Raw genomic sequence first — 24726 nt, forward strand, 5'->3', positions numbered from 1 at the left:
ATGGCACTCACTCAACACCCAGAAAAAATGAGAAAAGGGGTGATCGAAGATTGGCATCCTGAAGATAAAGTTTTTTGGGAAAAGACTGGTCAAAAGATCGCTTCACGCAATTTATGGATTTCTGTTCCTTGTTTACTTTTATCGTTCTGTGTATGGATGCTTTTTAGTGCAGTTGCAGTAAATTTGAACAAAGTAGGTTTTAACTTTACCACAGATCAGTTGTTTATGCTGACTGCACTGCCTTCAGTCTCTGGTGCTATTTTACGCGTTCCTTATTCTTTTGTTATTCCTATTTTTGGCGGCCGTCGCTGGACAGCAATCAGTACCGTCTTTCTCATCATTCCTTGTATCTGGCTTGGTTTTGCAGTGCAAGACAGCACAACGTCTTATTCGACCTTTATTGTGATTTCATTGCTATGTGGTTTTGCAGGTGCAAACTTTGCATCCAGTATGGCAAACATCAGCTTTTTCTTCCCTAAAGCACGTCAAGGTGGTGCATTAGGTTTAAATGGCGGATTAGGCAATCTGGGTGTCAGTGTTATGCAATTGGTTGCGCCATTAGTGATTGGTGTTGGCGTATTTGCTATGTTTAGTGGCCCCGGTGTTGTTCAGCCTGATGGTTCACGTTTATGGCTAGAAAATGCTGCATGGGTTTGGGTTCCTTTCTTACTTATTCTGACCTGTGCTGCTTGGTTTGGCATGAACGATCTGGCAGCTAACAAAGCCTCTTTAAGCCAGCAATTACCTGTTTTAAAACGTGGTCACCTCTGGCTGTTAAGTATTTTATACCTGTGTTCTTTTGGTTCATTTATCGGTTTTTCAGCGGGTTTTGCGATGTTATCTAAAACCCAATTCCCAGATATCGTCATTCTACATTATGCGTTCTTTGGACCTTTATTAGGTGCTTTAGCTCGCCCTGTAGGTGGTGCTTTGTCGGATAAATTTGGTGGTATTAGAGTCACACTTATCAACTTTATCATTATGGCGATTTTCTCTGCTCTGCTTTTCTTAACACTGCCTGTAAATGGCGCTGGTGGCTCATTTATCGCCTTCTTCGGTGTCTTTATGGTGCTGTTTTTAACCGCTGGTTTAGGTAGTGGTTCTACATTCCAAATGATTGCTGTGGTGTTTAGAAAAATCACAGTCGATCGCATGAAAGCACAAGGTGCCTCAGACGAAGTCGCTCAAAAAGAAGCAGTAACAGAAAGTGCAGCAGCACTTGGTTTTATCTCTGCTATTGGTGCAATTGGCGGCTTCTTTATTCCTAAAGCTTTCGGTACATCACTGGCTATGACTGGCTCTCCTGCCGGTGCAATGAAAATCTTTGTTCTATTTTATATCGCCTGCGTCTTGATCACTTGGTTGGTCTATGGACGTAAACACAATAAACAATAATGACGAATTATACGCAATGTGAGAGCGCTCGCGCGCATTGGGAGAGTATCTGATGAGTAAGTTTCTCGATAGATTCCGCTATTTTAAACAGCTTGGTGATACCTTTTCAAAGGATCATGGCCAAGAGCTGAATGTTAACCGTGATTGGGAAGATGGTTACCGTAGTCGTTGGCAACACGACAAAATTGTCCGTTCCACTCATGGTGTTAACTGTACCGGTTCATGTAGCTGGAAAATTTACGTCAAAAATGGGTTAGTAACTTGGGAAACCCAACAAACGGATTACCCACGTACACGTCCGGATTTACCGGATCATGAACCTCGTGGTTGTCCTCGTGGTGCAAGTTATTCATGGTATTTATATAGCGCAAACCGCGTTAAATACCCAATGGTACGTAAACGCTTAATTAAACTATGGCGTGAAGCAAAAGCACAACATAGCGATCCTGTTGATGCATGGGCTTCTATTGTTAGTTCACCAGAAAAAACTAAAAGCTATAAGCAAGCGCGTGGGCGTGGTGGTTTTGTTCGTTCTTCATGGTCAGAAGTGAATGAAATCATTGCGGCTTCTAACGTGTTTACTGCCAAAGAGTTTGGTCCTGATCGTATTATTGGTTTCTCGCCAATTCCTGCTATGTCGATGGTCTCATATGCTGCGGGTGCGCGTTATTTATCTCTGATTGGTGGCGCATGCTTAAGTTTCTACGATTGGTATTGCGATTTACCACCTGCATCGCCAATGACTTGGGGGGAGCAAACCGATGTTCCTGAATCAGCAGACTGGTATAACTCTTCTTACCTGATTGCATGGGGTTCTAACGTACCGCAAACACGTACTCCAGATGCCCACTTCTTTACAGAAGTTCGTTATAAAGGGACTAAAACCGTTGCGGTAACACCTGATTACGCTGAAATCGCGAAACTCTGTGACCAATGGTTAAATCCAAAACAGGGTACTGATAGCGCAATGGCGATGGCGATGGGACACGTTATTCTTAACGAATTCCACGTTAAGCGCCAAACTGAATACTTTAGTAACTATGTGCGCACTTACACTGATATGCCAATGTTGGTGATGTTAGATAAACATGATTCTGGCAAGTTAGTTGCGGGTCGTATGTTGCGTGCTTCTGATTTAGTGAACAATCTGGATCAAGAGAAAAATCCAGAGTGGAAAACCGTTGCTATTGATGAAAAAACACAGCAATTAGTTGCTCCTCAAGGCTCTATGGGCTTTCGTTGGGAAGGTGCTGCTAAATGGAACCTTGAGCCTAAAGACGGCAAAAGTGGCGAAGATGTCACTTTACAATTAGGTCTTTTAGATAACCACGATGATATTGTTGATGTAGCATTTCCTTACTTTGGTGGCATTAAGAGTGAATACTTTGAAGGTGTTGCCCTTGATGATGTGATTGTTCATAAACTGCCTGCTAAGCGTATTACACTTGCGAATGGCGAAGAAAAATACATCACAACTGTTTATGATTTATTGTTAGCTAACTACGGTGTTGATCGCGGTTTAAATGATGAAAACTGTGCATCAAACTACGATGAAATCAAAGCATATTCACCAGCATGGGCTGAAAAAGTGACAGGTGTAAGTCGCCAAGATATCGCTCGTATTGCGCGTGAATTTGCGGATAACGCAGAAAAAACACACGGCCGTTCGATGGTGATTGTGGGAGCCGGTATTAACCACTGGTATCACATGGATATGACTTATCGTGGCATTATCAATATGCTGATTTTCTGTGGTTGCGTTGGTCAAAGTGGTGGTGGCTGGGCACACTATGTTGGACAAGAAAAACTGCGTCCACAAACAGGTTGGTTGCCATTAGCCTTTGGCCTTGATTGGCAACGTCCGCCTCGCCATATGAACAGTACATCATTTTTCTACAACCACTCAAGTCAGTGGCGTTATGAAACTGTATCACCGACAGAGTTGTTATCACCATTAGCGGATAAATCACGCTTTAGTGGTAGCTTGGTTGATATGAACGTGCGTTCAGAGCGTATGGGGTGGTTACCATCTGCGCCTCAATTAAACTTAAACCCGCTGTCTATTGCGAAAAAAGCCAAAGAGGCAGGCGTTAGTGCCGCTGATTACACCGTTAATGCATTGAAATCAGGTGAAATTCGTTTTGCTTCAGAGCAACCTGATAATCCACAAAACTTCCCACGTAATTTATTTATCTGGCGCTCTAATTTATTAGGTTCGGCGGGTAAAGGACATGAGTATTTACTGAAATACTTGCTGGGAACCGAAAACGGATTACAAGGTAAAGATTTAGGCGAGCAAGGCCAAGTTAAGCCACAAGAAGTGGAATGGCAAGATAAAGGCGGTGAAGGTAAAGTTGATTTAGTGGTGACTTTAGACTTCCGTATGTCAAGCACCTGTCTTTTCTCAGATATCGTTTTACCAACCGCAACATGGTATGAAAAAGACGATATGAATACGTCGGATATGCATCCCTTTATTCACCCATTAACGGCAGCCGTTGATCCTGCTTGGGAGTCTAAAACAGACTGGGAAATCTATAAAGGTATAGCTAAAACCTTCTCTAAATTGTGTGTAGGTCATTTAGGGGTTGAAACTGATTTAGTGACATTACCTATTCAGCATGACTCTGCTGCTGAAATGGCGCAGCCTTTTGATGTGAAAGATTGGAAAAAAGGTGAATGTGATCTTATTCCAGGTAAAACAGCACCACACCTTATTCCTGTAGAGCGTGATTATCCAAATACTTATGCTCGCTTTACTTCACTTGGCCCTCTGATGGACAAATTGGGTAATGGTGGTAAAGGGATCAGCTGGAATACACAAGCAGAAGTCGATTTCCTGAAAAAACTTAATCGAGTTCGTCATGATGGGGTGGCAAAAGGACGTCCAGCGATTGAAACGGCGATTGATGCAGCTGAAGTTATCCTTTCTTTAGCACCTGAAACCAACGGCCAAGTGGCTGTAAAAGCATGGGATGCACTAAGTAAAGTGACGGGACGTGATCACACTCACTTAGCCAAAGTGAAAGAAGACGAGAAAATTCGTTTCCGCGATATCGTTGCTCAACCTCGTAAGATTATCTCAAGCCCAACATGGTCTGGTCTTGAAGATGAGCATGTCTCTTATAACGCCTGTTATACCAACGTTCACGAGATGATCCCTTGGCGTACTTTAAGTGGTCGCCAGCAGTTATATCAAGATCACGAGTGGATGCGTGCTTATGGTGAAAGCTTAGTGGTCTATCGTCCACCGATTGATACCAAAGCTATTGATGCGGTTAAAGGTAAAAAACCAAATGGTTTCCCTGAAAAGGCACTGAACTTCCTGACTCCTCACCAAAAATGGGGTATTCACTCAACGTATAGCGATAACTTACTGATGTTAACGTTAGGTCGCGGTGGCCCTGTGGTTTGGCTAAGTGAAGATGATGCCAAAGAGATGGGAATTAGCGATAACGATTGGGTTGAAGCATACAACAGTAATGGTGCGTTAACGGCGAGAGCGATTGTCAGCCAACGTATTCCTGATGGCATGATTTACATGTATCACGCACAAGAGCGCCAAATAAATCTCCCTGGCTCTGAAATAACAGGAATGCGTGGTGGTATTCACAACTCTGTGACACGAGTTTGCCCTAAACCAACGCATATGATTGGTGGATACGCTCAATTGGCTTATAGCTTTAACTATTACGGCACTGTGGGCTCTAACCGTGATGAGTTTGTTGTGGTGCGTAAAATGAAACAGATTGATTGGCTTGATGGTGAAGGTGATGCTTATCAACAGACCCTGAATGGACAGGAGAAGGCATAATGAAAATTCGTTCACAAGTCGGTATGGTACTGAACCTCGACAAATGTATCGGTTGCCATACCTGTTCAGTAACCTGTAAAAATGTTTGGACCAGTCGCGAAGGTGTTGAATACGCATGGTTTAATAACGTTGAAACCAAACCAGGTACAGGGTATCCCCAAAATTGGGAAGACCAAGAGAAGTGGAAAGGTGGCTGGATCAAAAATATCAAAGGTAAATTAGTACCAAGAATGGGTAACCGTGTTGGTCTATTATCTAAAATTTTTGCCAACCCTGATGTTCCTGCATTAGATGATTACTATGAGCCTTTTGATTATGACTATGAGCATTTAAAAAATGCTCCAGAAGGCTCGTTACCGACTGCACGTCCTCGCTCGCTGATCACAGGTCAGCGCATGACAAAAATCGAAAAAGGCCCAAACTGGGAAGACGATTTAGGTGGCGAATTTAGCAAACGTGCAGCGGACAAAAACTTCGCCAATATGCAAAAAGAGATGTATGGGCAGTTTGAAAATACATTCATGATGTATTTACCACGCTTATGTGAACACTGCTTAAATCCTGCTTGTGTTGCGACGTGCCCAAGTGGTGCGATTTATAAACGTGCTGAAGATGGCATTGTGCTTATCGACCAAGATAAGTGCCGTGGATGGCGCATGTGTTTAACAGGATGTCCATACAAAAAAATCTATTTCAACTGGAAAAGCGGTAAGTCAGAAAAATGTATTTTCTGTTACCCACGTATTGAAGCGGGTCAACCAACACTGTGCTCAGAAACTTGTGTAGGGCGTATTCGCTATCTGGGTGTGATGTTGTATGACGCAGATAAAATCTCACAAGCTGCCAGTGCGGATAATGAAAAAGATTTATATCAAAGCCAGTTAGATATTTTCTTAGATCCGTTCGATCCTGAAGTGATCAAAGCGGCTGAAGAGCAAGGTATTCCGTTAAGTGTGATTGATGCAGCACAACGTTCACCTGTCTACAAAATGGCAGTAGATTGGAAGCTAGCATTACCACTGCACCCAGAATATCGCACCTTACCTATGGTTTGGTATGTGCCACCTTTGTCACCAATTCAATCTGCTGCTGATGCGGGTGTGTTACCGCATACCGGTGTACTGCCTGATGTAGAAAGCTTACGTATTCCGGTTCAGTATTTAGCTAACTTATTGACAGCGGGCGACACGGCACCTGTGTTGTTAGCATTAAAACGAATGCTTGCGATGCGTCATTACAAACGTGCTGAAACCGTAGAAGGAAAAACAGACTTAAGTGCATTAGAACAAGTCGGTTTGACCGAAGCACAGGCACAAGAGATGTATCGTTATCTGGCTATTGCAAATTATGAAGATCGCTTTGTTATCCCATCGAGTCATCGCGAACTCGCAAGAGAAGCTTTCCCAGAACGTAATGGCTGTGGTTTTAGCTTTGGTGATGGTTGTCATGGTAGTGATAGCAAATTTAATTTGTTTAATAGTCATCGTATTGATGCGATTGATATCACATCAAGGACACCTCAAGATGAACGTCGTTCAGAGGAGAAAATATAATGATCTCTCTGAAAGTCATTTCCCATCTCTTAGATTATCCCACACAAGAACTGTGGGATAACCGAGACGAACTTATCGATGCATTACAGGAAGCCGATGAACTTCCTGTGACTCAAGTTGCGAAATTAATGGCATTTATTCATGCCTTAATGCAACAAGAGTTGCTCGATGCACAATCTAATTACAGTGAGCTTTTTGATAGAGGTCGAGCGCGATCACTGTTGTTATTTGAACACGTTCATGGTGAGTCTCGCGATCGTGGTCAGGCAATGGTTGATCTGCTCAATCAATATCAACAAGCAGGGATCACATTAAGTAGTCGTGAACTTCCTGACTATTTACCTACTTACCTTGAGTACTTAACGCTTTTACCTATAACCGAGTGTATTGAAGGGCTAAATAATATTGCGCCTATTTTGGCTCTGTTAGGTGAACGTTTAAAACAACGAGGCAGTGATTATCACGCTCTCTTTGATGTGTTGCTTTGTCTTTCACAAAGTGGATTAGAAGCATCGCAACTGACTGCTCAAGTAGAAAAAGAGCCTTTAGATGATACACCTGCTGCATTAGATGCTGTGTGGGAAGAAGAACAAGTGACGTTTCTTGGAGAAGGTACGCAGTGTGGTAGTGGCAAGATCAGCCAACATCAGCGTCGTTTTGCACAAGAGACCGCAGTTCAATATCTCAACGTGGGGAATTCGTTGGATACGGGAGCACAAAAATGAATTACATCAATATGTTATTTTTTGATATCTATCCCTATATTGCTGGTGCCGTTTTTATTATCGGTAGCTGGTTACGTTACGACTATGGTCAATATACATGGCGCGCCGGCTCTAGCCAGATGTTAGACAAGAAAAACATGCGCCTTGCCTCTAACTTATTTCATGTGGGGATCCTCGGTATTTTTGCTGGTCACTTTCTGGGAATGTTAACACCACATTGGATGTATGAATCTTTCTTACCGATTGAATATAAGCAAATTATGGCGATGGTCGGAGGGGGGACTTGTGGCGTGTTAATGCTGGTAGGGGGCGTAATGTTATTAAAACGCCGTTTAACCAACCCACGAGTCAGAGCCACATCTTCATTTGGTGACATCATGATTTTAACACTACTGGTTATTCAAGTTGCGCTAGGTCTGCTGACTATTCCATTCTCAGCCCAACATATGGATGGTAGTGAAATGATGAAGCTGGTGGCATGGGCACAATCGATTGTGACATTCCACGGTGGTGCTTCAGCAAACCTTGAAGGTGTTGCATTGGTATTTAAATTGCACATTTTCTTAGGAATGACAATTTTCTTATTATTCCCATTCTGCCGATTAGTTCATATTTGGAGCGTGCCAATTGAGTATTTAACTCGCCGCTATCAAATTGTGCGTAATCGTCATTAATGAATACCCATCTCCTGATAGTAAGTTAGAGACCTTTTAGTTGCGCTTATCTCACCCCCGCCCGCGGGGGTTTTTTTTATCTCTTTTTCCAGCCCCTAAAACATCAACAAAATTTTTGAACGGTTAAAACAATAATCTTTAGATTCATTTAGGCATTGTTGCACTTATAATTCTTTTCAACGAAATAAATAAATTTATATAAACAAATAAACAGATAATTAAATGTCGTGATATTTAAATATATTTAAAGTTTACAGTCGATTATTTATTATTAATAAATACATTAAATTGTAAATTTAAAAGGATCTGAATATTTTCATATAAATTTGGTGCTATTATTTAATTGAGTATTACCTCTATTATCCTATCGGAGATTATTATGAGCTTTAAATATCATCGTATCGATAAAAATAATGCCGCTGTTCTGTTGGTAGACCATCAAGCTGGATTACTTTCTTTAGTCAGAGATATCGAGCCTGATAAATTCAATAATAATGTATTAGCATTAGCTAATGCCGCTAAATACTTTAATTTACCTACCATTTTAACGACTTCTTTTGAAGATGGCCCTAATGGCCCTTTAATGCCTCAACTTGTCGAAATGTTCCCAGATGCTCCTTATATTGCTCGCCCAGGTCAAATCAACGCATGGGATAACGAAGATTTCGTAAAAGCGGTTAAAGCGACGGGTAAAAAACAACTGATTATTGCTGGTGTAGTTACTGAAGTGTGTGTCGCATTCCCTGCATTATCAGCACTTGAAGAAGGTTTTGAAGTCTTTGTGGTAACGGATGCGTCAGGTACTTTCAATGCCATTGCTCGTGACTCTGCGTGGGATAGAATGTCAAAAGCAGGGGCACAATTAATTAACTGGTTTGGTTTAGCTTGTGAGTTACACCGTGATTGGCGTAATGATGTTGATGGATTAGGTGCGCTATTTGCTAACCATATTCCAGACTATCGTAATCTTATGACAAGCTATAATACTTTAACAAAAAAGTAAGCAGTTAATTTAAGTTTTACCTAAAAATAAGGCTTATATTCTTTTTCGATAAAGTTAATTTAATAGAAATTCATATTTATTAATTTATGAATATAAGCCTTTAATCCAAATGGAACAAAAAATGAAAAGCAAAATATTAAAAACCACTGCTATTGCGATGGCATTAAGCGTGGGTGTTGCACAGGCTGATGAATATAAAGCAAGTACCGCAGAAGGTCCAATTAAAATAGTTAACCTAAAAGCGATGGAAGCACAAGTCCAAGCGAATATGGATAAAGGAGCTTTCGGTTATATTCGTGGTGGTGCTGAAGACGAAAATAATTTACGTTCAAACACGACTGCATTTGATAAAAAATATATTATGCCTCGTTCATTACAAGGCATCGAATTTTCTGACTTAGATTTAAAAACAGAATTTTTGGGTATTAAATTAGATACGCCTATTATTCAGGCACCGATGGCAGCTCAAGGGCTTGCCCATCAACAAGGTGAAGTCGCCACAGCAAAAGGTATGGCAAAAGCAGGTTCTATTTTTTCATTAAGTACTTATGGTAATAAAACAATTAAAGAAGTGGCAGATGCCCAACCAGGTTATCCTTTCTTCTTCCAGTTGTATATGAGTAAAAATGATGCCTTTAATGAGTATATTTTATCTCAAGCAAAACAATATGGTGCTAAAGGTATCATTATGACTATCGACTCTCCTGTGGGTGGTTATCGTGAAGATGACGTGAAAAATAATTTCCAGTTCCCATTAGGTTTTGCCAACCTAGAAGCGTTTGCAAAAATCAGTGATGATAAATCGAAAACAGGTAAAGGGGCTGGTATTAGCGAGATTTATGCGCAAGCTAAACAAGCATTTACACCCGCAGATATTCAGTATGTGAAAAAAATGTCTGGTTTACCTGTGATTGTAAAAGGTATCGAATCACCTGAAGATGCAGATACAGCCATTAAAGCAGGTGCAGATGCTATTTGGGTTTCTAACCACGGTGGGCGCCAATTAGACAGCGCACCAGCAACGATTGATGTATTACCAGCAATAGCAAAAGTGGTAAATAAACGTGTTCCTATCGTTTTTGATAGTGGTGTACGTCGTGGCTCGCATGTCTTTAAAGCATTAGCCAGTGGTGCAGATATTGTCGCTGTTGGTCGTCCAATTCTTTATGGATTAAATTTAGGGGGCGCTGAAGGTGTAAATTCAGTTATCCAACATTTAAATAAAGAATTAAAAATTAATATGATGTTAGGTGGGGCGAAAACAGTAAAAGATATTCAAGCCACTCAACTTTATACTGATGCCAGTTTTAATCAATAATTAACTTATTTAAGTTAAGAATAATAAAAAACCACGCTTAATATCGAGCGTGGTTTTTTTGTCTATTAGCTATTGAGAAAACTTAGTTTTGGGTTGATGGCATATCACCAAAACAGAGGTTATTTTGATTATTAATGCCACCATCTGGAGATGAATAACCTAAGCAACCTAACATCGAATCGAAAATATTATGATGATAGAACGTGCGCTCTGCATCTTGATTACGTTTTAGGTTATCAAATAATTGCTTATTTTCAGGCTCTGCTAAATAGCTATCTGACATCCAAACTAAGAAAGGCACTTTAAATTGTTCTGGCGGTGCAATTTCTTTTGGTGTGCCATGTAAGCCACCTTTTTCGGAAATAGATTCTCCGTGATCGGAGGTATAAAACACAATAGCTTTTTTATCGCGTAATGTGTCGAGTACGCCATCAATAAAATAGTCAGTATAAAGAATAGAGTTGTCATAAGCATTCACTAACTGCTCTTTAGTACACTCATCATCCACATTTAAACATTCAGGTTGATACTTTTTGAATGATTCAGGGTAACGTTGTGAATACATAAAGTGAGAGCCTTTAGTATGTAAAATCACTAAATGATTTCCCTTTGGATGCTGAGAAACCGCATTCGCCGTTTCAGCAATTAATAAAGTGTCATCCAACTCTTTACCAAAGTTGCTATTTTTTGCCGTCATCATCTCTTTCATTGCGTAGTTATTTAAATCAAGTTTATTGTAAAACCACAACTCACTCTGCATTGAAAAAAGCTCAGAAGACATACCTAGTTGGCTTAATACTGAGAATATATTGTTCTCTTTTAATGTTCGTTGATCGTTACTTTCTGTTCCATTTTCACGTACAAACATACATTTTAAAGAGAGTTTTGTTGCGGTATCACAAGAAATACCTTTAAAGGCAACAAGATTTTTTTCTTGGCTTAATAGAGGATTTGTTTGACGCTCATATCCTAATAATCCCATATGATCCCATCTTGCTGTTTCACCAATAATAAAGACAACATACACATCCTCATTAGCCTTTGATGGTTGGTATGTGAAGTGATCGGCAGGATCAAAAATATTTTTGCTATTAAACGTATCGTCATACTGCGTTATTGCATATTGGAATAATGGAATAATCCAATTTGTAGGCAAATACGCATAACTTAAACCCCCACTATAACTAGGTAAATCTAAGTTATTCTTGATTTCATAGGCTTTTTGTTTTGAATCGAGTGTTTTCAAATAGCTAAAAACAGCCAGCGCAATCACCAGCATTTTGGCCGTGTTTTTTATCCAGATTTTTTTCTTTTGTTGAGTCGTTAGATTTTTCTCTGGTTTTTTACATAGCCAAATAAGCGCCAATGGCAAAACAGATAAACCAATAATCCAAATAATTACATTTGGGCTAACCAGCTCTTTAGATAAATCCGTATCTGTAGTTAGTGTTGAAATGATAATGCCGTATCCAATGACTACATCATAAAAAGAAATATAGTAACTAGCACAAACACTCACGACGAGAATAAAAGAGGTAATTATTTTAAAAAAGAGAGTGCCGAAGAAAGAGAGTAATCGTAATAAGAAGAAGGTAAAGGCAATATTAACCGCAATTTCACCTAGGATATATAATGCATCAATGAGGGGGTTGTTTGTATTCTGTGTGCCGTATCGGCCAATGTAGACAGAAAGATTAAGAAAAAAACCAAGGTAGACAGCTAAAAAAAGGGCAATGTTTTCTTTCGAAAACCTTAAAAACTTTAATTTTTGCATGTTCAATTATTATCAATTTATAAGGTGTAGAGGTCTTTATGACCGCGAAGTTGTTTTCAGGTTCAGTATTATGTGCTTTTTTTTATTGAAGTTTAAAAATTTTTTATTTGAATAACATTAATATCAAAATTATTAATTTTAAATAGTTCTAGTAGATAGGGATATTGATAGAGATATTAGAAGGTTGTCATCATTATATACGGTAAGAGCCGGATAAAGGCAGATAAGAAAGCGTATTTATTATTTTGATTTCGTAGATGAAATGAATAAGTACTATTACGTTATAAGCGTTAATGTATAACGAAATTTGATAGAAACACAAATCGACATAAATATCGTCATTAGTGTCGAGTACTTCCTATTTTTTTGGTTTTCATTGTTTTCTTACTCATTCAATGGTTTTTATTTTTCTTTATTTTTCATTGTGTTGTAGAAAAGTAAAAAAGCGTGCTTATTTGGCACACTCTCTGCATAGATAGAGGAGAGAATCAGGTAATAACCTGAAAGTTGATGAACACAGGAGCAATGTTGATGAAAAAAGTCATCACGGTCTGTCCGTATTGCGCCTCAGGATGCAAAATCTACCTGAAGGTGGAAAACGGTAAAATCATTGGCGCTGAAGGAGCTAATGGTTTAACAAACCAAGGTGAGCTGTGTCTGAAAGGGTATTATGGATGGGATTTTATCCATGATACTAAGATACTGACTCCACGTCTTAAAACACCAATGATCCGTCGTGAAAGAGGCGGAAAATTAGAATCGGTTTCTTGGGAAGAAGCGATTGAGTTTGCGAGTAGCAAACTTCTTGCTATCAAAGAGAAATACGGTGCTAAATCTATTATGACAACCGGCTCTTCACGAGGCCCGGGTAACGAAGCTAACTTCGTTATGCAGAAATTTGCTCGTGCGGTTATCGGAAATAATAATATAGACTGCTGTGCTCGTGTCTGACACGGCCCTTCGGTTGCAGGTCTGCAGCGTTCGGTCGGTAATGGTGCTATGAGCAACTCAATCGTTGAGATTGAGGATACCAAATGTCTATTTGTCTTCGGTTATAACGCCGCAGACTCGCATCCTATTGTTGCTCGCCGTATTGTTAAGGCGAAAGAGAAGGGTGCCAAAATTATTGTATGTGACCCTCGTTACATCGAAACAGCACGTTTAGCCGATTTACACTTAGGCTTAAAAAATGGCTCTAACATTGCGTTATTAAATGCGATTGCGCATGTGATTATTGAGGAAGGATTGCATGATAAATCCTTTATTGAAAATCACACCGAGCAGTTTGAAGAATATTGTAAATTAGTTGAAAGTTATACACCTGAATCCGTTGAAGAAATAACAGGTTTAAGTGCTCAAATTATTCGTGAAGCTGCGCGTATGTACGCAAAAGCAGAAACTGCAACAATTCTTTGGGGAATGGGGGTCACTCAGTTCTACCAAGGCGTTGAAACGGTTCGTTCACTGACTAGCTTGGCATTATTAACCGGTAATTTAGGTAAAAAATACGTCGGTGTTGGTCCTGTTCGTGGTCAAAACAACGTACAAGGTGCGTGTGATATGGGGGCATTACCTAACACGCTGCCGGGATATCAATACGTTACTGACGAAAAAGCACGTGAGAAATTTGCTAAATTCTGGGGCATTGAATCCATGCCTGATGAAGTGGGCTATGCGTTAAGTGAAGTCCCTCATAATATCGATCACGGTTTATTAAAAGCTCACTATGTAATGGGTGAAGATCCACTGCAAACTGAGCCTGATTTAGCAACAATTCGTAGAACGTTTGAAAAACTGGAACTATTGATAGTACAAGATATCTTTATGACCAAAACGGCGGCGATTGCTGACGTTATTTTCCCTGCAACATCATGGGGTGAACATGAAGGTGTTTATACTGCAGCAGACCGCGGTTTCCAACGTTTCTATAAAGCCGTTGAACCTGTTGGTGATGTAAAAACAGACTGGCAAATTATCAGTCTAATGGCTACAGCAATGGGTTATCCAATGCATTACAACAATACCAAAGAAATTTGGGATGAGTTGCGTGAGCTATGCCCAATTTATTATGGTGCGACTTACGAAAAAATGGCGGACTTGGCATATATTCAATGGCCTTGCCCAACAGAAGATAGCCCAGGTACACAATATCTGTACGATGGTGGTAACTTTGATACCCCTAATGGTAAAGGTCAATTCTTTACTTGTGAGTGGGCTCCACCAATTGACAAACTGTCTGATGAATTCCCAATGGTACTGGCAACAGTCCGTGAAGTTGGGCACTACTCTTGCCGTTCAATGACAGGTAACTGTAAAGCATTGGCAGCATTAGCAGATGAGCCAGGTTATGTTCAGTTAAATACTGAAGATGCCAAACAACTGGGTATTAAAGATCAAGAGTTAGTTTGGATACGTTCTCGTCAAGGTAAAGTGATTACGCGTGCTGCGGTCAGTGATAGACCAAATAAAGGTGCGGTATATATGACTTATCAGTGGTGGATTGGTGCTTGTAACGAACTAGTTGCAGAAAACTTAAGCCCAATCACTAAAACACCTGAGTATAAATATTGTGCAGTATGTGTTGAGCCAATCAAGGAACAGGCTCAGGCAGAACACTATGTGAAAACGGAATATAGCAATATTAAACGTCGTTTAAGAGAAGCCGCCGAGGGCTAATCTGACCTAATTAGTATTGTTTTTTTGCCTTAAGACCGAGTTTATTAACCTTGTGTTAGTAAGCTCGGTTTTTTTATGATTTTTTTACTGTTGTCTGGTCTTTTTTTCTTCTGCTTATCATCGAAAAATCACTTAACTTTTGCCTGAATATTCACCATGAGTTGGCTCACAATAAAAAAAGTAACATGTTACTTTTAACGTAATCCGTTTCTAAATCAAGTGGATAAATTGCTTTTTATTTAATGCCAGCGCAGGATGCTGTTATGGAAATGAGTGTAAGAAAACAACAACGAGATACCGTATGAAAAAACTCATTAATGCCCTACAAGCGTTTGGTAAATCCTTATATGGGCCTGTCTTGATATTGCCTATTGTCGGTTTATATATCGCTTTAGGTAATGTTTTTGGCAATGGCAACCTTGCGGAATATATTCCGTTTTTAAATCACCCGATTATTCAAAGTATTGGGCAATTACTTGCAAAATCATCTGTTGCTATTTTAATCAATCTGGCACTGATCTTTGCTGTGGGTATTCCCGTTGGTTTAGCGAAAAAAGACAAAGGCTACGCTGGTTTAATTGGTTTAGTGGTGTTTGTTATTTTCACGAATGCCATGAATATTACGCTAACGCTACAAGGTAAACTGGTTAGCGTAGAAGAGATGCGAGCTGCTGGTCAAGGCATGGTATTAGGTGTCCAAGTCCTAGAAATGGGCGTATTTGCCGGTATTTTAACTGGGGCAATATCAGGGTGGCTTTATAATCGTTATTCAGGTCGTCAGTTTAACGGCATTATGGCTATCTACTCTGGTCACTGCTTTGTCGCCATTATTGCTATTCCATTCACCATTGCATTGGCTGTTTTAATGTGTGAAGTCTGGCCTTTTGCTCAGGCGGGTATTACTAAAATGGCGCTCGTTATTCATGATTCTGGTGCTTTTGGTGCGCTGATTTATGGATTCTTAGAACGTATTCTTATCCCAACAGGATTACATCATTTAGTCTATACCCCATTCTTGTATACCGAATTAGGCGGTGTTGCTGATGTTTGTGGCACAACTTACCAAGGTGCAAGAAATATCTACTTTGCTGAAATGGCGTGCCCGGAAGTTAAACAACTCAGTAGCACTGTGATTTGGGATGCGCGCGGTATTGCTAAAATGTTCGGCTTAACTGCCGCGGCTGCGGCCATGATCTCTGTGGCTAAAAAAGAGAAAAAGCAGATGGCGAAGGCAATTTTAATTCCTGCGGCTGCAACCTCTTTCTTACTTGGTGTAACAGAGCCTCTTGAGTTTTCCTTCCTATTTGTTGCCCCAGTTTTATTTTTAGTTCACGCCGTATTAACCGGTATTGGCATGATGCTGTTCTACCTATTAGGTGTTCATGCGATTGGTGCGAACGGTGTCATTGATTTCATTTTATATAACTTGCCGTTAGGCACTGAAAAATCAAATTGGCCTATGTATATCGTGGTGGGTTTGATTATGTCAGTTCTCTATTTCGTTATCTTTAGAACCTTGATTTTAAAACTCAATCTTAAAACACCGGGTCGTGAAGATGATGATGAAGAGACGCGTTTATATAGCAAAGAAGATTACAAGAAAAAAGCAGAATCAGTCACTGCCTCTGAACAAATTACTCAAAATATCAATGAATTAGGTGAGGAGATTATTGAAGGACTCGGTGGGCGTGACAATATTGAAGTGGTTGATAATTGTTATACCCGCTTAAGAGTTATTGTTAAAAATGTCGATGTAATTCATGAAGATATTTTGAAAAAAACAGGTGCTAAAGGCGTTGTACGCCACGGTAATAATGTTCAGGTTGTTTATGGATTACATGTGAAAAAAATGCGTGAAGCGGTCGAAGCCGCACTTTAATAGGAGAAAGAAAGATGACTAAATCACCCTTTATCTTAAGTATTGCAGGCGGCGGAAGCACCTATACACCGGGAATAGTAAAAAGCTTAATGGTACGTTTAGAGGATTTCCCTCTGAGTGAAATTCGTTTATACGACATCGATCAAGAGCGCCAGGATACCATTGCCCCAGTCGTTGAAAAAGTGATCCGTGATCATAGTGATACCATTAAATTTACAGTGACAACGGATGCAAAAGCCGCGTTTGATGGTGCTCATTTCGTGTTTGCTCAAATGCGTGTGGGTCAATATAAAATGCGTGAACAGGATGAAAAGATCCCATTACGTCATGGTGTTGTAGGGCAAGAAACCTGTGGGCCTGGCGGACTTGCTTACGGTTTACGCACCATTTTACCTATGGTTGAGCTAATTGATTTAGTTGAGGAATATGCTTCACCTAAAGCATGGATTGTAAACTATTCAAACCCAGCCGCGATCGTTGCTGAAGGTGTACGTCGTTTACGCCCTAATGCTCGTGTATTGAATATCTGTGATATGCCTGTTGCAGCGATGCGTAATATGGCAGCCGTATTAAACGTTGATCGCCATGATTTAGATGTGGACTACTTTGGTCTAAATCACTTTGGTTGGTTCACTTCTGTGCGCGTAAAAGGTGAAGAAAAACTGCCTGAATTACGTGAACATATCGCTAAATTCGGTCTTTTAACCGAAGATGCAGCTCAAACTGATCCACAACACTCAGATCCATCATGGGTGAAAACATGGCGTCATATTCAGCCATTAATGGAAGCATTCCCTGAATATATTCCAAACCCATATTTGCAGTATTACTTGATGCCAAATTATATCGTTGAGCATCAAGATCCAGATTACACCCGTGCAAATGAAGTGATGGATGGTCGTGAAAAACGCTTGTTTGAAGCAGCGCGTGAATACAAAGAGACCGGTATTTTACCTGATGCTTTCCACGTTGGTGTTCATGGCGCTTTTATTGTTGATGTGGCATGCTCTTTAGCTTTTGATTTACGTCAGCGCCATTTAGTGATTGTTGAAAATAAAGGTGCGATTGCAGATTTACCTTATGATGCAATGGTTGAAGTGCCAGCATATATCACTTCTCACGGGCCAGAGCCTATTCGTATTGGCGACATTCCGCGTTTCCATCGTACTTTGTTAGAGCAACAATTGGCATCAGAGCAATTATTAGTGGAAGCAACGCTTGAAGGTAGCTACGAGAAAGCACTTGAGGCGTTCACACTGAATAAAACAGTGCCAAGCGTGATCCACGCTAAGAAGATCCTCGATGATATGATTGAAGCAAATCATGAGTATTGGCCTGAATTACGTAAAGCTTATGTAAATGGTAAGCGTGTTTGATCTCAAGACTTGCTGTTAATGAGTAATTGAATAAGAATGCTGTTCTATCACCAGAACAGCATTTTCCTTTTATGTTGGTAAGGACGATGTATCAATAAGGTAACAGGTATGTCGGCACGATTATCATCTTTACTATCAAGAGCAACAGAATTAACCCGTGCAGAATATCGCATCCTCTCCTATTTAATTGATAATCCGACACAAGTTGGCAAACTTACCATTAGAGAACTTGCACAAGCCAATTTTGTTTCGACAACGACCATTATGCGTCTTTGCCAGAAATTAGGTTTTTCTGGTTATAGTGAGTTGGTGTATTACTGTAAACAGTTGTTATCCACGGCTGAAAAATACCATCAACTGAAAAGTGATGAAAATGAGGTAGCAGAGCCTCTTTTTGATCAATTTTTGGCGAATTATTTAAAAACTTTCACCTTAATTTCAGATGAACGAAGACAAGCTTTTGCTGATTTAATTAACAGTAAGAACTCATTTTTTATTTATGGTGCAGGTTTTTCCCATATCTTTTCAGAATATATCAGTAAGCGGTTACAGCTGATTGGTAAAGATGCTTTTCTTTCTGGACTGAGTGACAGTAAGAATATCTTTATTAATAATGCGTCACGCTATACGGTTTTTATTGCGATATCTCGTAGCGGAGAGACAGAACAAGTTGTTGAAAAAGCGAGAATAGCAAAAAGCATTGGTATGAAGATTGTTGCATTTACTCGTGCAAGTGCCAATCCATTGGCTGAACTTGCTGATATTCATTTCCCCATTTATGACGATGCAGTGAATTATCATAGTGACACTATTGAGAGCTCGTCTTTTGAATCAAACCTTGTCTTGATAATTGATTTGTTACTCAGCCGAGCTCAACGATTTTAATTGCTGTAATAACGATTTATGACTAAGCGACTGACTGATTTAAATAAAGCGTTAAGGATAAATCAGGGTGTGCATTCATTGAGTCGAATTTATGTGATGGGTGAGCATCAACTGTGGGGTAACGAGATAATAAAACGATAAAATCTTGGTAAGCCTGATTTTTATTATCATGAGTAAAAATAGGTGTACCACTATGATTTAATTCATTATCTGCAATTAATAAGACATCAAGATATTGCGCATTATTGTGTTCATAAAGCACATTTTCAGGGTTGATTTCTTGCCAAGGTGTTCCTATGGCTTCTTTCGGTGAATGCACACGTAAAGCACCTGTATTATCTTTAACGTTATTCTTATTCATCATCACAATCATGGTGTGATCAACGCCATCTTTATGAACGCCTTCAATTGAAAGTTCACTTAAAGAATCTGGTTGGGCAATTAACCTTAAATGGAAAACAGTGGATATTGATTTAGGCGAATTTTGATCTGTTAAGTGACGTGGTGTAAATGTATTACCTTGAATTAATAGCATTTTTAATTTTAATATCGCTTGATAAGCTGTATTGCTCTGCCAGCGATCATCAAGTGCTCTAAAATGCCTTTGTGCGCCACTATCTTCACGAATAAATCCATCTTCTTCAGTGAGAACAAAAGGTTGGTACTCTAGCCTGGAGATCGTTTCCATATCATTATCAAAAAGGTAGCGTCCAGTTCGAGAGTGACGAAATGAAAGCGTTGGATCTTGTGCTAAATAGTCACCATATTCCATTAGTGCATTAATATCTTTTTCTTCAGCACCTAATTGTTTTATTAAATCAATTACAATATTTTGAGGAATAAAAACATATTTATTATTTTTGTATTTTTTTCTTATTTCATTAATTTTATTTATAAGCAGGTTATTCATATATAATATGCTCCATTGATGGTTTATATTATTAATAATTAATTAGGGGAATAACTAATAAAATATAATCATGTGAATTATAGATGTAGATTAATAAGTTTCAAATATAAAAAATAGAGAGTGTAATAAATTAATTACACTCTCTTAAAATAATTAAGTAATTAGATCAAAATTAAAGTATTTCTGGAATTGAAATACCTAAACGTTGCATCCGTGATAATAACGTTGTTCTTTTTAATCCTAATTTTAAAGCAGCGCCTCTAGCACCAGCAACCACACCATTAGTTTCTCTTAACGCTTGAATGATCCTTTCTCGCTCCTCATCATCACTTTCTGGCGCATTAGTTTGCATACGCTTTTCAATAGATGAAGGTTGAGATAGCACCTGTTTTAAACGAGAGGGCTTATTAATATGAAGCTCTTTTAACTGAAGGTTTAGTGTTGAACCTCGTGTTAAAATAACTGCACGTTCAATAATATTTTCAAGTTCACGAACATTACCCGGCCACGGATAAAGTGTTAATTGTTCCAATGCATTAGCTGGAATACAATCTATTTTTCTATCCATTCTTCGCGCAATTTTTTGCGTGAAATGTTTTGCTAAAAGCGGAATATCTTCAGGTCGCTCTCTTAGTGGCGGAATAATAATAGGAAAAACATTAAGGCGATAATAAAGATCTTCTCTAAATTCACCTTCATCTGTTAAATCATGGAGATTTTTATTGGTTGCCGCGATAAGCCTGACATCCACAGGAATAACTTTATTACCGCCTAATCTTTCTATTTCGCGCTCTTGAAGAACACGAAGCAGTTTAGGTTGTAATTCAATGGGCATATCACCAATTTCATCTAGAAATAGCGTACTTTTATCCGCCATTTCAAATCGACCAATATGCGTATTTGTTGCACCTGTAAATGCGCCTTTATCGTGACCAAAGAGATCGCTTTCTAAAAGACCAGAAGGTACTGCCGCACAGTTCATTTTTATCATCGTCTTATTTTTTCGCTGACTTAGACTATGAATAGCGCGTGCGATTAATTCTTTACCAGTACCTGTTTCACCTAATATAAGAACGGTACTATCACTTTGTGCTACTAACTCAATTTGTTCGAGCACATTATGCATAGCATCGCTTTGATAAATAATCTCACTAAAGCATGCATTATTATCTATCTGTTCATTAAGCCAAATATTTTCATTCTTTAAACTATCTTTTAAATGCGTTATCTCTTCATAAGCGGCGGCATTTTCAATGGCAATACCAATACGTGCCGCAATTTGTTGAAGCAATTGGCAAGTATCGTTAGTAAAAACACTTCCTATTTCATGCGCTAAAATTAATAAACCGAGAGGTTTATGATTAAAAGCCAGTGGCAATAACAAAGCCGTCTGCATATTTTGCTTAACTAGACGCTTAATCAAAACATCTTCCTGATCTTCTTTATTAATATCAATTAAGACAGGTTTATTCTGATTAATAATTTCTTCGGCTTTGTTATTCGCGCTACTAAATTTACGTTGTTGACGAATAACGGATTTCCCAGTCTGATAACGACTAGAATAAAGAATACCTTCATTACTATTTTGTGATGAGGTACGGCATAACATAAGACTAATATGGTTCAGTCCAAAAAAACGATGTATTTCTTTAGAGACTTCAGAAATAAGACCATCCATGTCTAGATGAGCTAATACAGAATTTGTGATATCAACCAATATTCGATATTGGTTACGCTCATTACGAAGGCTCTCCATAGTTTCAGCATTGTTACTGCTTAATTTCATGACACCACCGATTGCCCTAAAAAATTAGCTATATTGTAGTAGGTTTATAATAAATTTATATCAATGACTGAATCATCTTTGATCCAACCCGCTATTTTTGTATATGTAATGAAACTTAAGAATATAAACGTATTAAATCAATATGTAATAAAATATATAGCGATTTATTTTATCGTCAAAATTGTCGAATAATTTGACGAAGTGACTTATTTATTAATTAATAATCATTTTTATTTGAAAATTATTTAATTGAAAAATAAGGAATAGTTATATCAAAAATATATTGGCATGAACCGTGCTAGATTCATTCTATTGATACTCTAATTATTATTCTTAATTAGAATAACTCGTTGCATTTATCGCCATATATAACGGCTATATATAACAAAAAGCAGGAGAATATGATGAACCGTTTCATCATTGCAGACCCTAAAAAATGTATTGGTTGCCATACTTGTGAAGTAGCTTGTGTCGTGTCACATCAGCAAGCAGACCAAGATAATTTAGCCATTGACCAAATTAGTGAGCAAAATTTTCAACCTAGAATTCATGTGATTAAAGGATTCTCAATCAGTACAGCAGTTGTTTGTCACCAATGTGAAGATGCCCCTTGTGCCAATGTGTGTCCAAATGGCGCTATTATTCATAACAAAGATTATTACTATGTCGATCAGGAAAAATGTATCGGCTGTAAAACCTGCGTGCTGGCTTGTCCTTATGGCACGATGGAAGTGGTTTCTCGTCCAGTTATGCGTAAATCAACTGCGCTGAATGCGATTGAAGCATTTAAAGCAGAAGCAAACAAATGTGATTTATGTCACCACCGCGAAGCGGGCCCTGCATGTATTGAAGTTTGCCCAACTCATGCTTTAGTGTGTATTGATAGAGATGCACTTGAAGAGATGGTTAAAGAGCGTCGTCGTAAAGCAGCTTTTGAAACCGGTGCTGAATTGTTGTTCTAAGATCAATAATAAAGCAACTATGTGCTGATACTATAGTTGCTATTATTTATCCTGCTTCAATAAGGTATCGACATGCATGAAATCACGCTTTGCCAGAGCGCATTTGAGATAATAGATTCTCAAGCTAAATTAAATAATGCAAAAAAAGTAAAAAGCGTATGGATGGAAATTGGCGCATTATCTTGTGTTGAAGTCAGCGCACTTGAATTTTGCTTTGATATTGTTTGTAGAGATACCCTTGCTCAAGGCTGTGAATTACATATTGAGGTTATCCCCGCAAAAGCATGGTGTTGGGATTGTCATCAAGTTGTTACTGTTTCAACTTTTAATGCTGGTTGCCCATCTTGTGGTAGCCAGAATATGCGCGTTGAAAATGACGATTCAATGAGAATAAAGCAAATAGAGATCGAATAGGGGTTGTTATGTGTCTTGGTATTCCAGGTCAAGTTGTTGAAGTTGGAAAAACAATCACTGAAAATGCGATGGTCGATGTTTGTGGCGTTAAACGAGAAGTGAATATTGCGCTAGTCTGCGAAGGTGAGCCTCATACGATGATTGGTAAATGGGTGCTGGTGCATGTTGGTTTTGCCATGAGTATCGTCAATGAAGAAGAAGCAAAAGAGACTCTGGATGCTTTGATGGCAATGGGCGAAGTGGAAGACGATGTTTCTGCTTTTCTTTATGGTGAAGAGGGTGCACCGAAGAAAAACTGAGTTAGTTTTGTACTATTGCACGATTAATTTCTTTTTCTTATACTTGACCTTCATCTTTTGAAAGCTGGGACGACCCAGCTTTTTGTCTTTGTATTCAGGGGACGACCCCAACTTATCGAGTAGGGGATGTTATGTCTTGGATTATCCTTTTTATCGCAGGTTTATTAGAGATCGTTTGGGCTGTCGGCCTTAAGTACACACACGGTTTTACGCGTCTAACACCAAGTATTATTACCATTAGTGCTATGGTTGTGAGCATGGGAATGTTGTCTTATGCCATGAAAGGCTTGCCTGCGGGTACGGCTTATGCAATTTGGACTGGTATTGGCGCAGTGGGTACCGCAATCTTTGGTATTTTGGTCTTTGGTGAGTCCGCGAATATCTATCGTTTACTCAGTTTAGCTATGATTATTTTCGGTATTATTGGGCTAAAATTAGCGAGTTGATTATCATCAGTTTTCCATAAAAAAGCCACTCAATTGAGTGGCTTTTTATCTTACGTATTAATCAATTACAGTGTAAATACACCAATGATAGCGATAACGCTGATAATTGCTGCACCACCATAAAATACCCATTTGCTTGCAGGTACATGCACTTTAAAATCGTGCAGAGTATGGTGAATACGGTGTAATGCACACCAAACTGGCAGAATAATCATTAGCAGTAAGAACAGACGACCAATGATGCTTTGGCTAAATGCCATAATACGTTCGTAAGTAAATGCTTCTGGCGCAATACCCATAGGGATTAGGATACCGAGCAGGATGATGATTGCTGGAGAAACAATCGCACTCCACATACCACCTGCACCAAATAATCCCCAGAAAATAGGTTCATCAGAGCGCTTAGGAAGTTGATTCTGATTCATTATTTCCTCCTGGGTTAAATTAACGCCACTGCCAGAATAGCGGCAGTAACAACGATTGTGACACCCCAGAAACCACGAACGATAGGTTCCTGTGGCATTTTTTCATCTTTAACTACGATAACCACTGCTTTTGGTGCAAGTTTGAACCAAGTAGCAGAGTGGAAGACCGTTGCAATCAGGGTCACAATATTAATCAGCATTACAATTGGGTTGCTCAGGAATCCAACGAAACCTGCCCAACTTTCTGGTCCATTTTTTAGTGCGAATACACCAAACAGTACAACCAGACTGAACCAAAGTTGTGGCAGACAAGTCCCTTCACGGGTGATATAGAAACGATAGAATCCAAGTTTCGTCCACCAGTTTGGTTGCATGCCACGAACATAAGGCTTACGTTTTGTTGTCATGTCTT

20 protein-coding genes are annotated in these 24726 nt (G+C 39.1%); 15 read left to right on the forward strand and 5 right to left on the reverse strand.

All coding sequences use genetic code 11. The features are described 5' to 3' along the window. From GWJ01_RS12245 to GWJ01_RS12275, 7 genes are all read left to right on the forward strand, one after another. A complete protein-coding gene (locus tag GWJ01_RS12245; protein ID WP_109402863.1) occupies window positions 1-1395 on the forward strand; it encodes a NarK family nitrate/nitrite MFS transporter in 1395 nt (464 codons plus the stop codon). Window positions 1396-1447: 52 nt separating this feature from the next. After that, window positions 1448-5209, forward strand: a complete 3762-nt coding sequence (locus GWJ01_RS12250; protein WP_161711149.1) for a nitrate reductase subunit alpha — start codon at window positions 1448-1450, stop codon at window positions 5207-5209. Beyond that, on the forward strand, window positions 5209-6762 hold the full coding sequence (gene narH / locus GWJ01_RS12255) for a nitrate reductase subunit beta (RefSeq protein ID WP_088493882.1): 1554 nt from the start codon (window positions 5209-5211) through the stop codon (window positions 6760-6762). The genes GWJ01_RS12250 and narH overlap by 1 nt, the downstream gene beginning before the upstream one ends. Further along, entirely contained in the window at window positions 6762-7487 is a 726-nt protein-coding gene (gene narJ, locus GWJ01_RS12260; RefSeq protein WP_167394850.1) for a nitrate reductase molybdenum cofactor assembly chaperone, read from the forward strand. The genes narH and narJ overlap by 1 nt, the downstream gene beginning before the upstream one ends. Continuing rightward, complete coding sequence (gene narI, locus GWJ01_RS12265; RefSeq protein ID WP_109395376.1) at window positions 7484-8161, forward strand: respiratory nitrate reductase subunit gamma; 678 nt, start codon at window positions 7484-7486, stop codon at window positions 8159-8161. The genes narJ and narI overlap by 4 nt, the downstream gene beginning before the upstream one ends. Window positions 8162-8540: 379 nt before the next feature. Then, window positions 8541-9164 carry an isochorismate family cysteine hydrolase YcaC gene (ycaC, locus tag GWJ01_RS12270; protein ID WP_161711150.1) on the forward strand — a complete coding sequence of 208 codons (624 nt, stop codon included), beginning with the start codon at window positions 8541-8543 and terminating at the stop codon, window positions 9162-9164. 121 nt (window positions 9165-9285) lie between these two features. Further along, window positions 9286-10482 (forward strand): lactate oxidase, encoded by a 1197-nt coding sequence (locus GWJ01_RS12275; protein WP_109395374.1) that lies wholly within the window; start codon window positions 9286-9288, stop codon window positions 10480-10482. A gap of 82 nt (window positions 10483-10564) precedes the next feature. Here GWJ01_RS12275 and eptB read toward each other — a convergent pair whose 3' ends face one another. Further along, window positions 10565-12256, reverse strand: coding sequence for a kdo(2)-lipid A phosphoethanolamine 7''-transferase (eptB, locus tag GWJ01_RS12280; protein WP_109402858.1), 1692 nt, complete (start codon window positions 12254-12256; stop codon window positions 10565-10567). A 531-nt stretch (window positions 12257-12787) separates the two neighbouring features. On the opposite strand from eptB, the gene fdhF reads away from it, so the two are divergent. The 4 genes from fdhF to GWJ01_RS12300 all read left to right on the forward strand — a co-directional run bounded on the left by fdhF (window position 12788) and on the right by GWJ01_RS12300 (window position 19072). After that, window positions 12788-14932: a formate dehydrogenase subunit alpha gene (fdhF, locus tag GWJ01_RS12285; protein ID WP_109395372.1), complete on the forward strand. Its 2145-nt coding sequence runs from the start codon at window positions 12788-12790 to the stop codon at window positions 14930-14932. 301 nt (window positions 14933-15233) lie between these two features. After that, window positions 15234-16811 (forward strand): PTS transporter subunit EIIC, encoded by a 1578-nt coding sequence (locus tag GWJ01_RS12290; protein WP_109395371.1) that lies wholly within the window; start codon window positions 15234-15236, stop codon window positions 16809-16811. Between the two features lie 14 nt (window positions 16812-16825). Next, window positions 16826-18187, forward strand: coding sequence for a 6-phospho-alpha-glucosidase (locus GWJ01_RS12295; RefSeq protein WP_109402856.1), 1362 nt, complete (start codon window positions 16826-16828; stop codon window positions 18185-18187). 108 nt (window positions 18188-18295) lie between these two features. Further along, window positions 18296-19072, forward strand: coding sequence for a MurR/RpiR family transcriptional regulator (locus tag GWJ01_RS12300; RefSeq protein ID WP_109402855.1), 777 nt, complete (start codon window positions 18296-18298; stop codon window positions 19070-19072). Window positions 19073-19094: 22 nt separating this feature from the next. On the opposite strand, the gene GWJ01_RS12305 is transcribed toward GWJ01_RS12300, so the two are convergent. Both GWJ01_RS12305 and GWJ01_RS12310 read right to left on the reverse strand, forming a co-directional pair. Then, the gene (locus tag GWJ01_RS12305) at window positions 19095-19982 is read right to left on the reverse strand and encodes a 2OG-Fe dioxygenase family protein (RefSeq protein WP_109395368.1); all 888 of its coding nucleotides are present in this window, start codon (window positions 19980-19982) and stop codon (window positions 19095-19097) included. A 172-nt stretch (window positions 19983-20154) separates the two neighbouring features. Continuing rightward, the gene (locus GWJ01_RS12310) at window positions 20155-21768 is read right to left on the reverse strand and encodes a sigma 54-interacting transcriptional regulator (RefSeq protein ID WP_161711151.1); all 1614 of its coding nucleotides are present in this window, start codon (window positions 21766-21768) and stop codon (window positions 20155-20157) included. Between the two features lie 404 nt (window positions 21769-22172). Between GWJ01_RS12310 and hydN the strand changes: the two genes are divergently transcribed. From hydN to sugE, 4 genes are all read left to right on the forward strand, one after another. Beyond that, window positions 22173-22730, forward strand: coding sequence for an electron transport protein HydN (gene hydN / locus GWJ01_RS12315; RefSeq protein WP_036914782.1), 558 nt, complete (start codon window positions 22173-22175; stop codon window positions 22728-22730). A gap of 72 nt (window positions 22731-22802) precedes the next feature. Then, complete coding sequence (hypA, locus tag GWJ01_RS12320; RefSeq protein ID WP_075672946.1) at window positions 22803-23144, forward strand: hydrogenase maturation nickel metallochaperone HypA; 342 nt, start codon at window positions 22803-22805, stop codon at window positions 23142-23144. Between the two features lie 8 nt (window positions 23145-23152). Continuing rightward, window positions 23153-23443 (forward strand): hydrogenase maturation factor HybG, encoded by a 291-nt coding sequence (hybG, locus tag GWJ01_RS12325; RefSeq protein WP_036933156.1) that lies wholly within the window; start codon window positions 23153-23155, stop codon window positions 23441-23443. A 131-nt stretch (window positions 23444-23574) separates the two neighbouring features. Then, on the forward strand, window positions 23575-23889 hold the full coding sequence (sugE, locus tag GWJ01_RS12330) for a quaternary ammonium compound efflux SMR transporter SugE (RefSeq protein WP_069368216.1): 315 nt from the start codon (window positions 23575-23577) through the stop codon (window positions 23887-23889). A 65-nt stretch (window positions 23890-23954) separates the two neighbouring features. Here the strand turns inward: sugE and frdD are convergent, their stop codons facing one another. After that, on the reverse strand, window positions 23955-24314 hold the full coding sequence (gene frdD, locus GWJ01_RS12335; protein ID WP_006535438.1) for a fumarate reductase subunit FrdD: 360 nt from the start codon (window positions 24312-24314) through the stop codon (window positions 23955-23957). 14 nt (window positions 24315-24328) lie between these two features. Continuing rightward, on the reverse strand, window positions 24329-24721 hold the full coding sequence (gene frdC, locus GWJ01_RS12340) for a fumarate reductase subunit FrdC (RefSeq protein WP_088493866.1): 393 nt from the start codon (window positions 24719-24721) through the stop codon (window positions 24329-24331). Between the last annotated feature and the right edge of the window lie 5 nt (window positions 24722-24726).

It is taken from the genome of Proteus sp. G2618, assembly GCF_009915995.1.
GTDB classification, from domain to species: domain Bacteria; phylum Pseudomonadota; class Gammaproteobacteria; order Enterobacterales; family Enterobacteriaceae; genus Proteus; species Proteus terrae.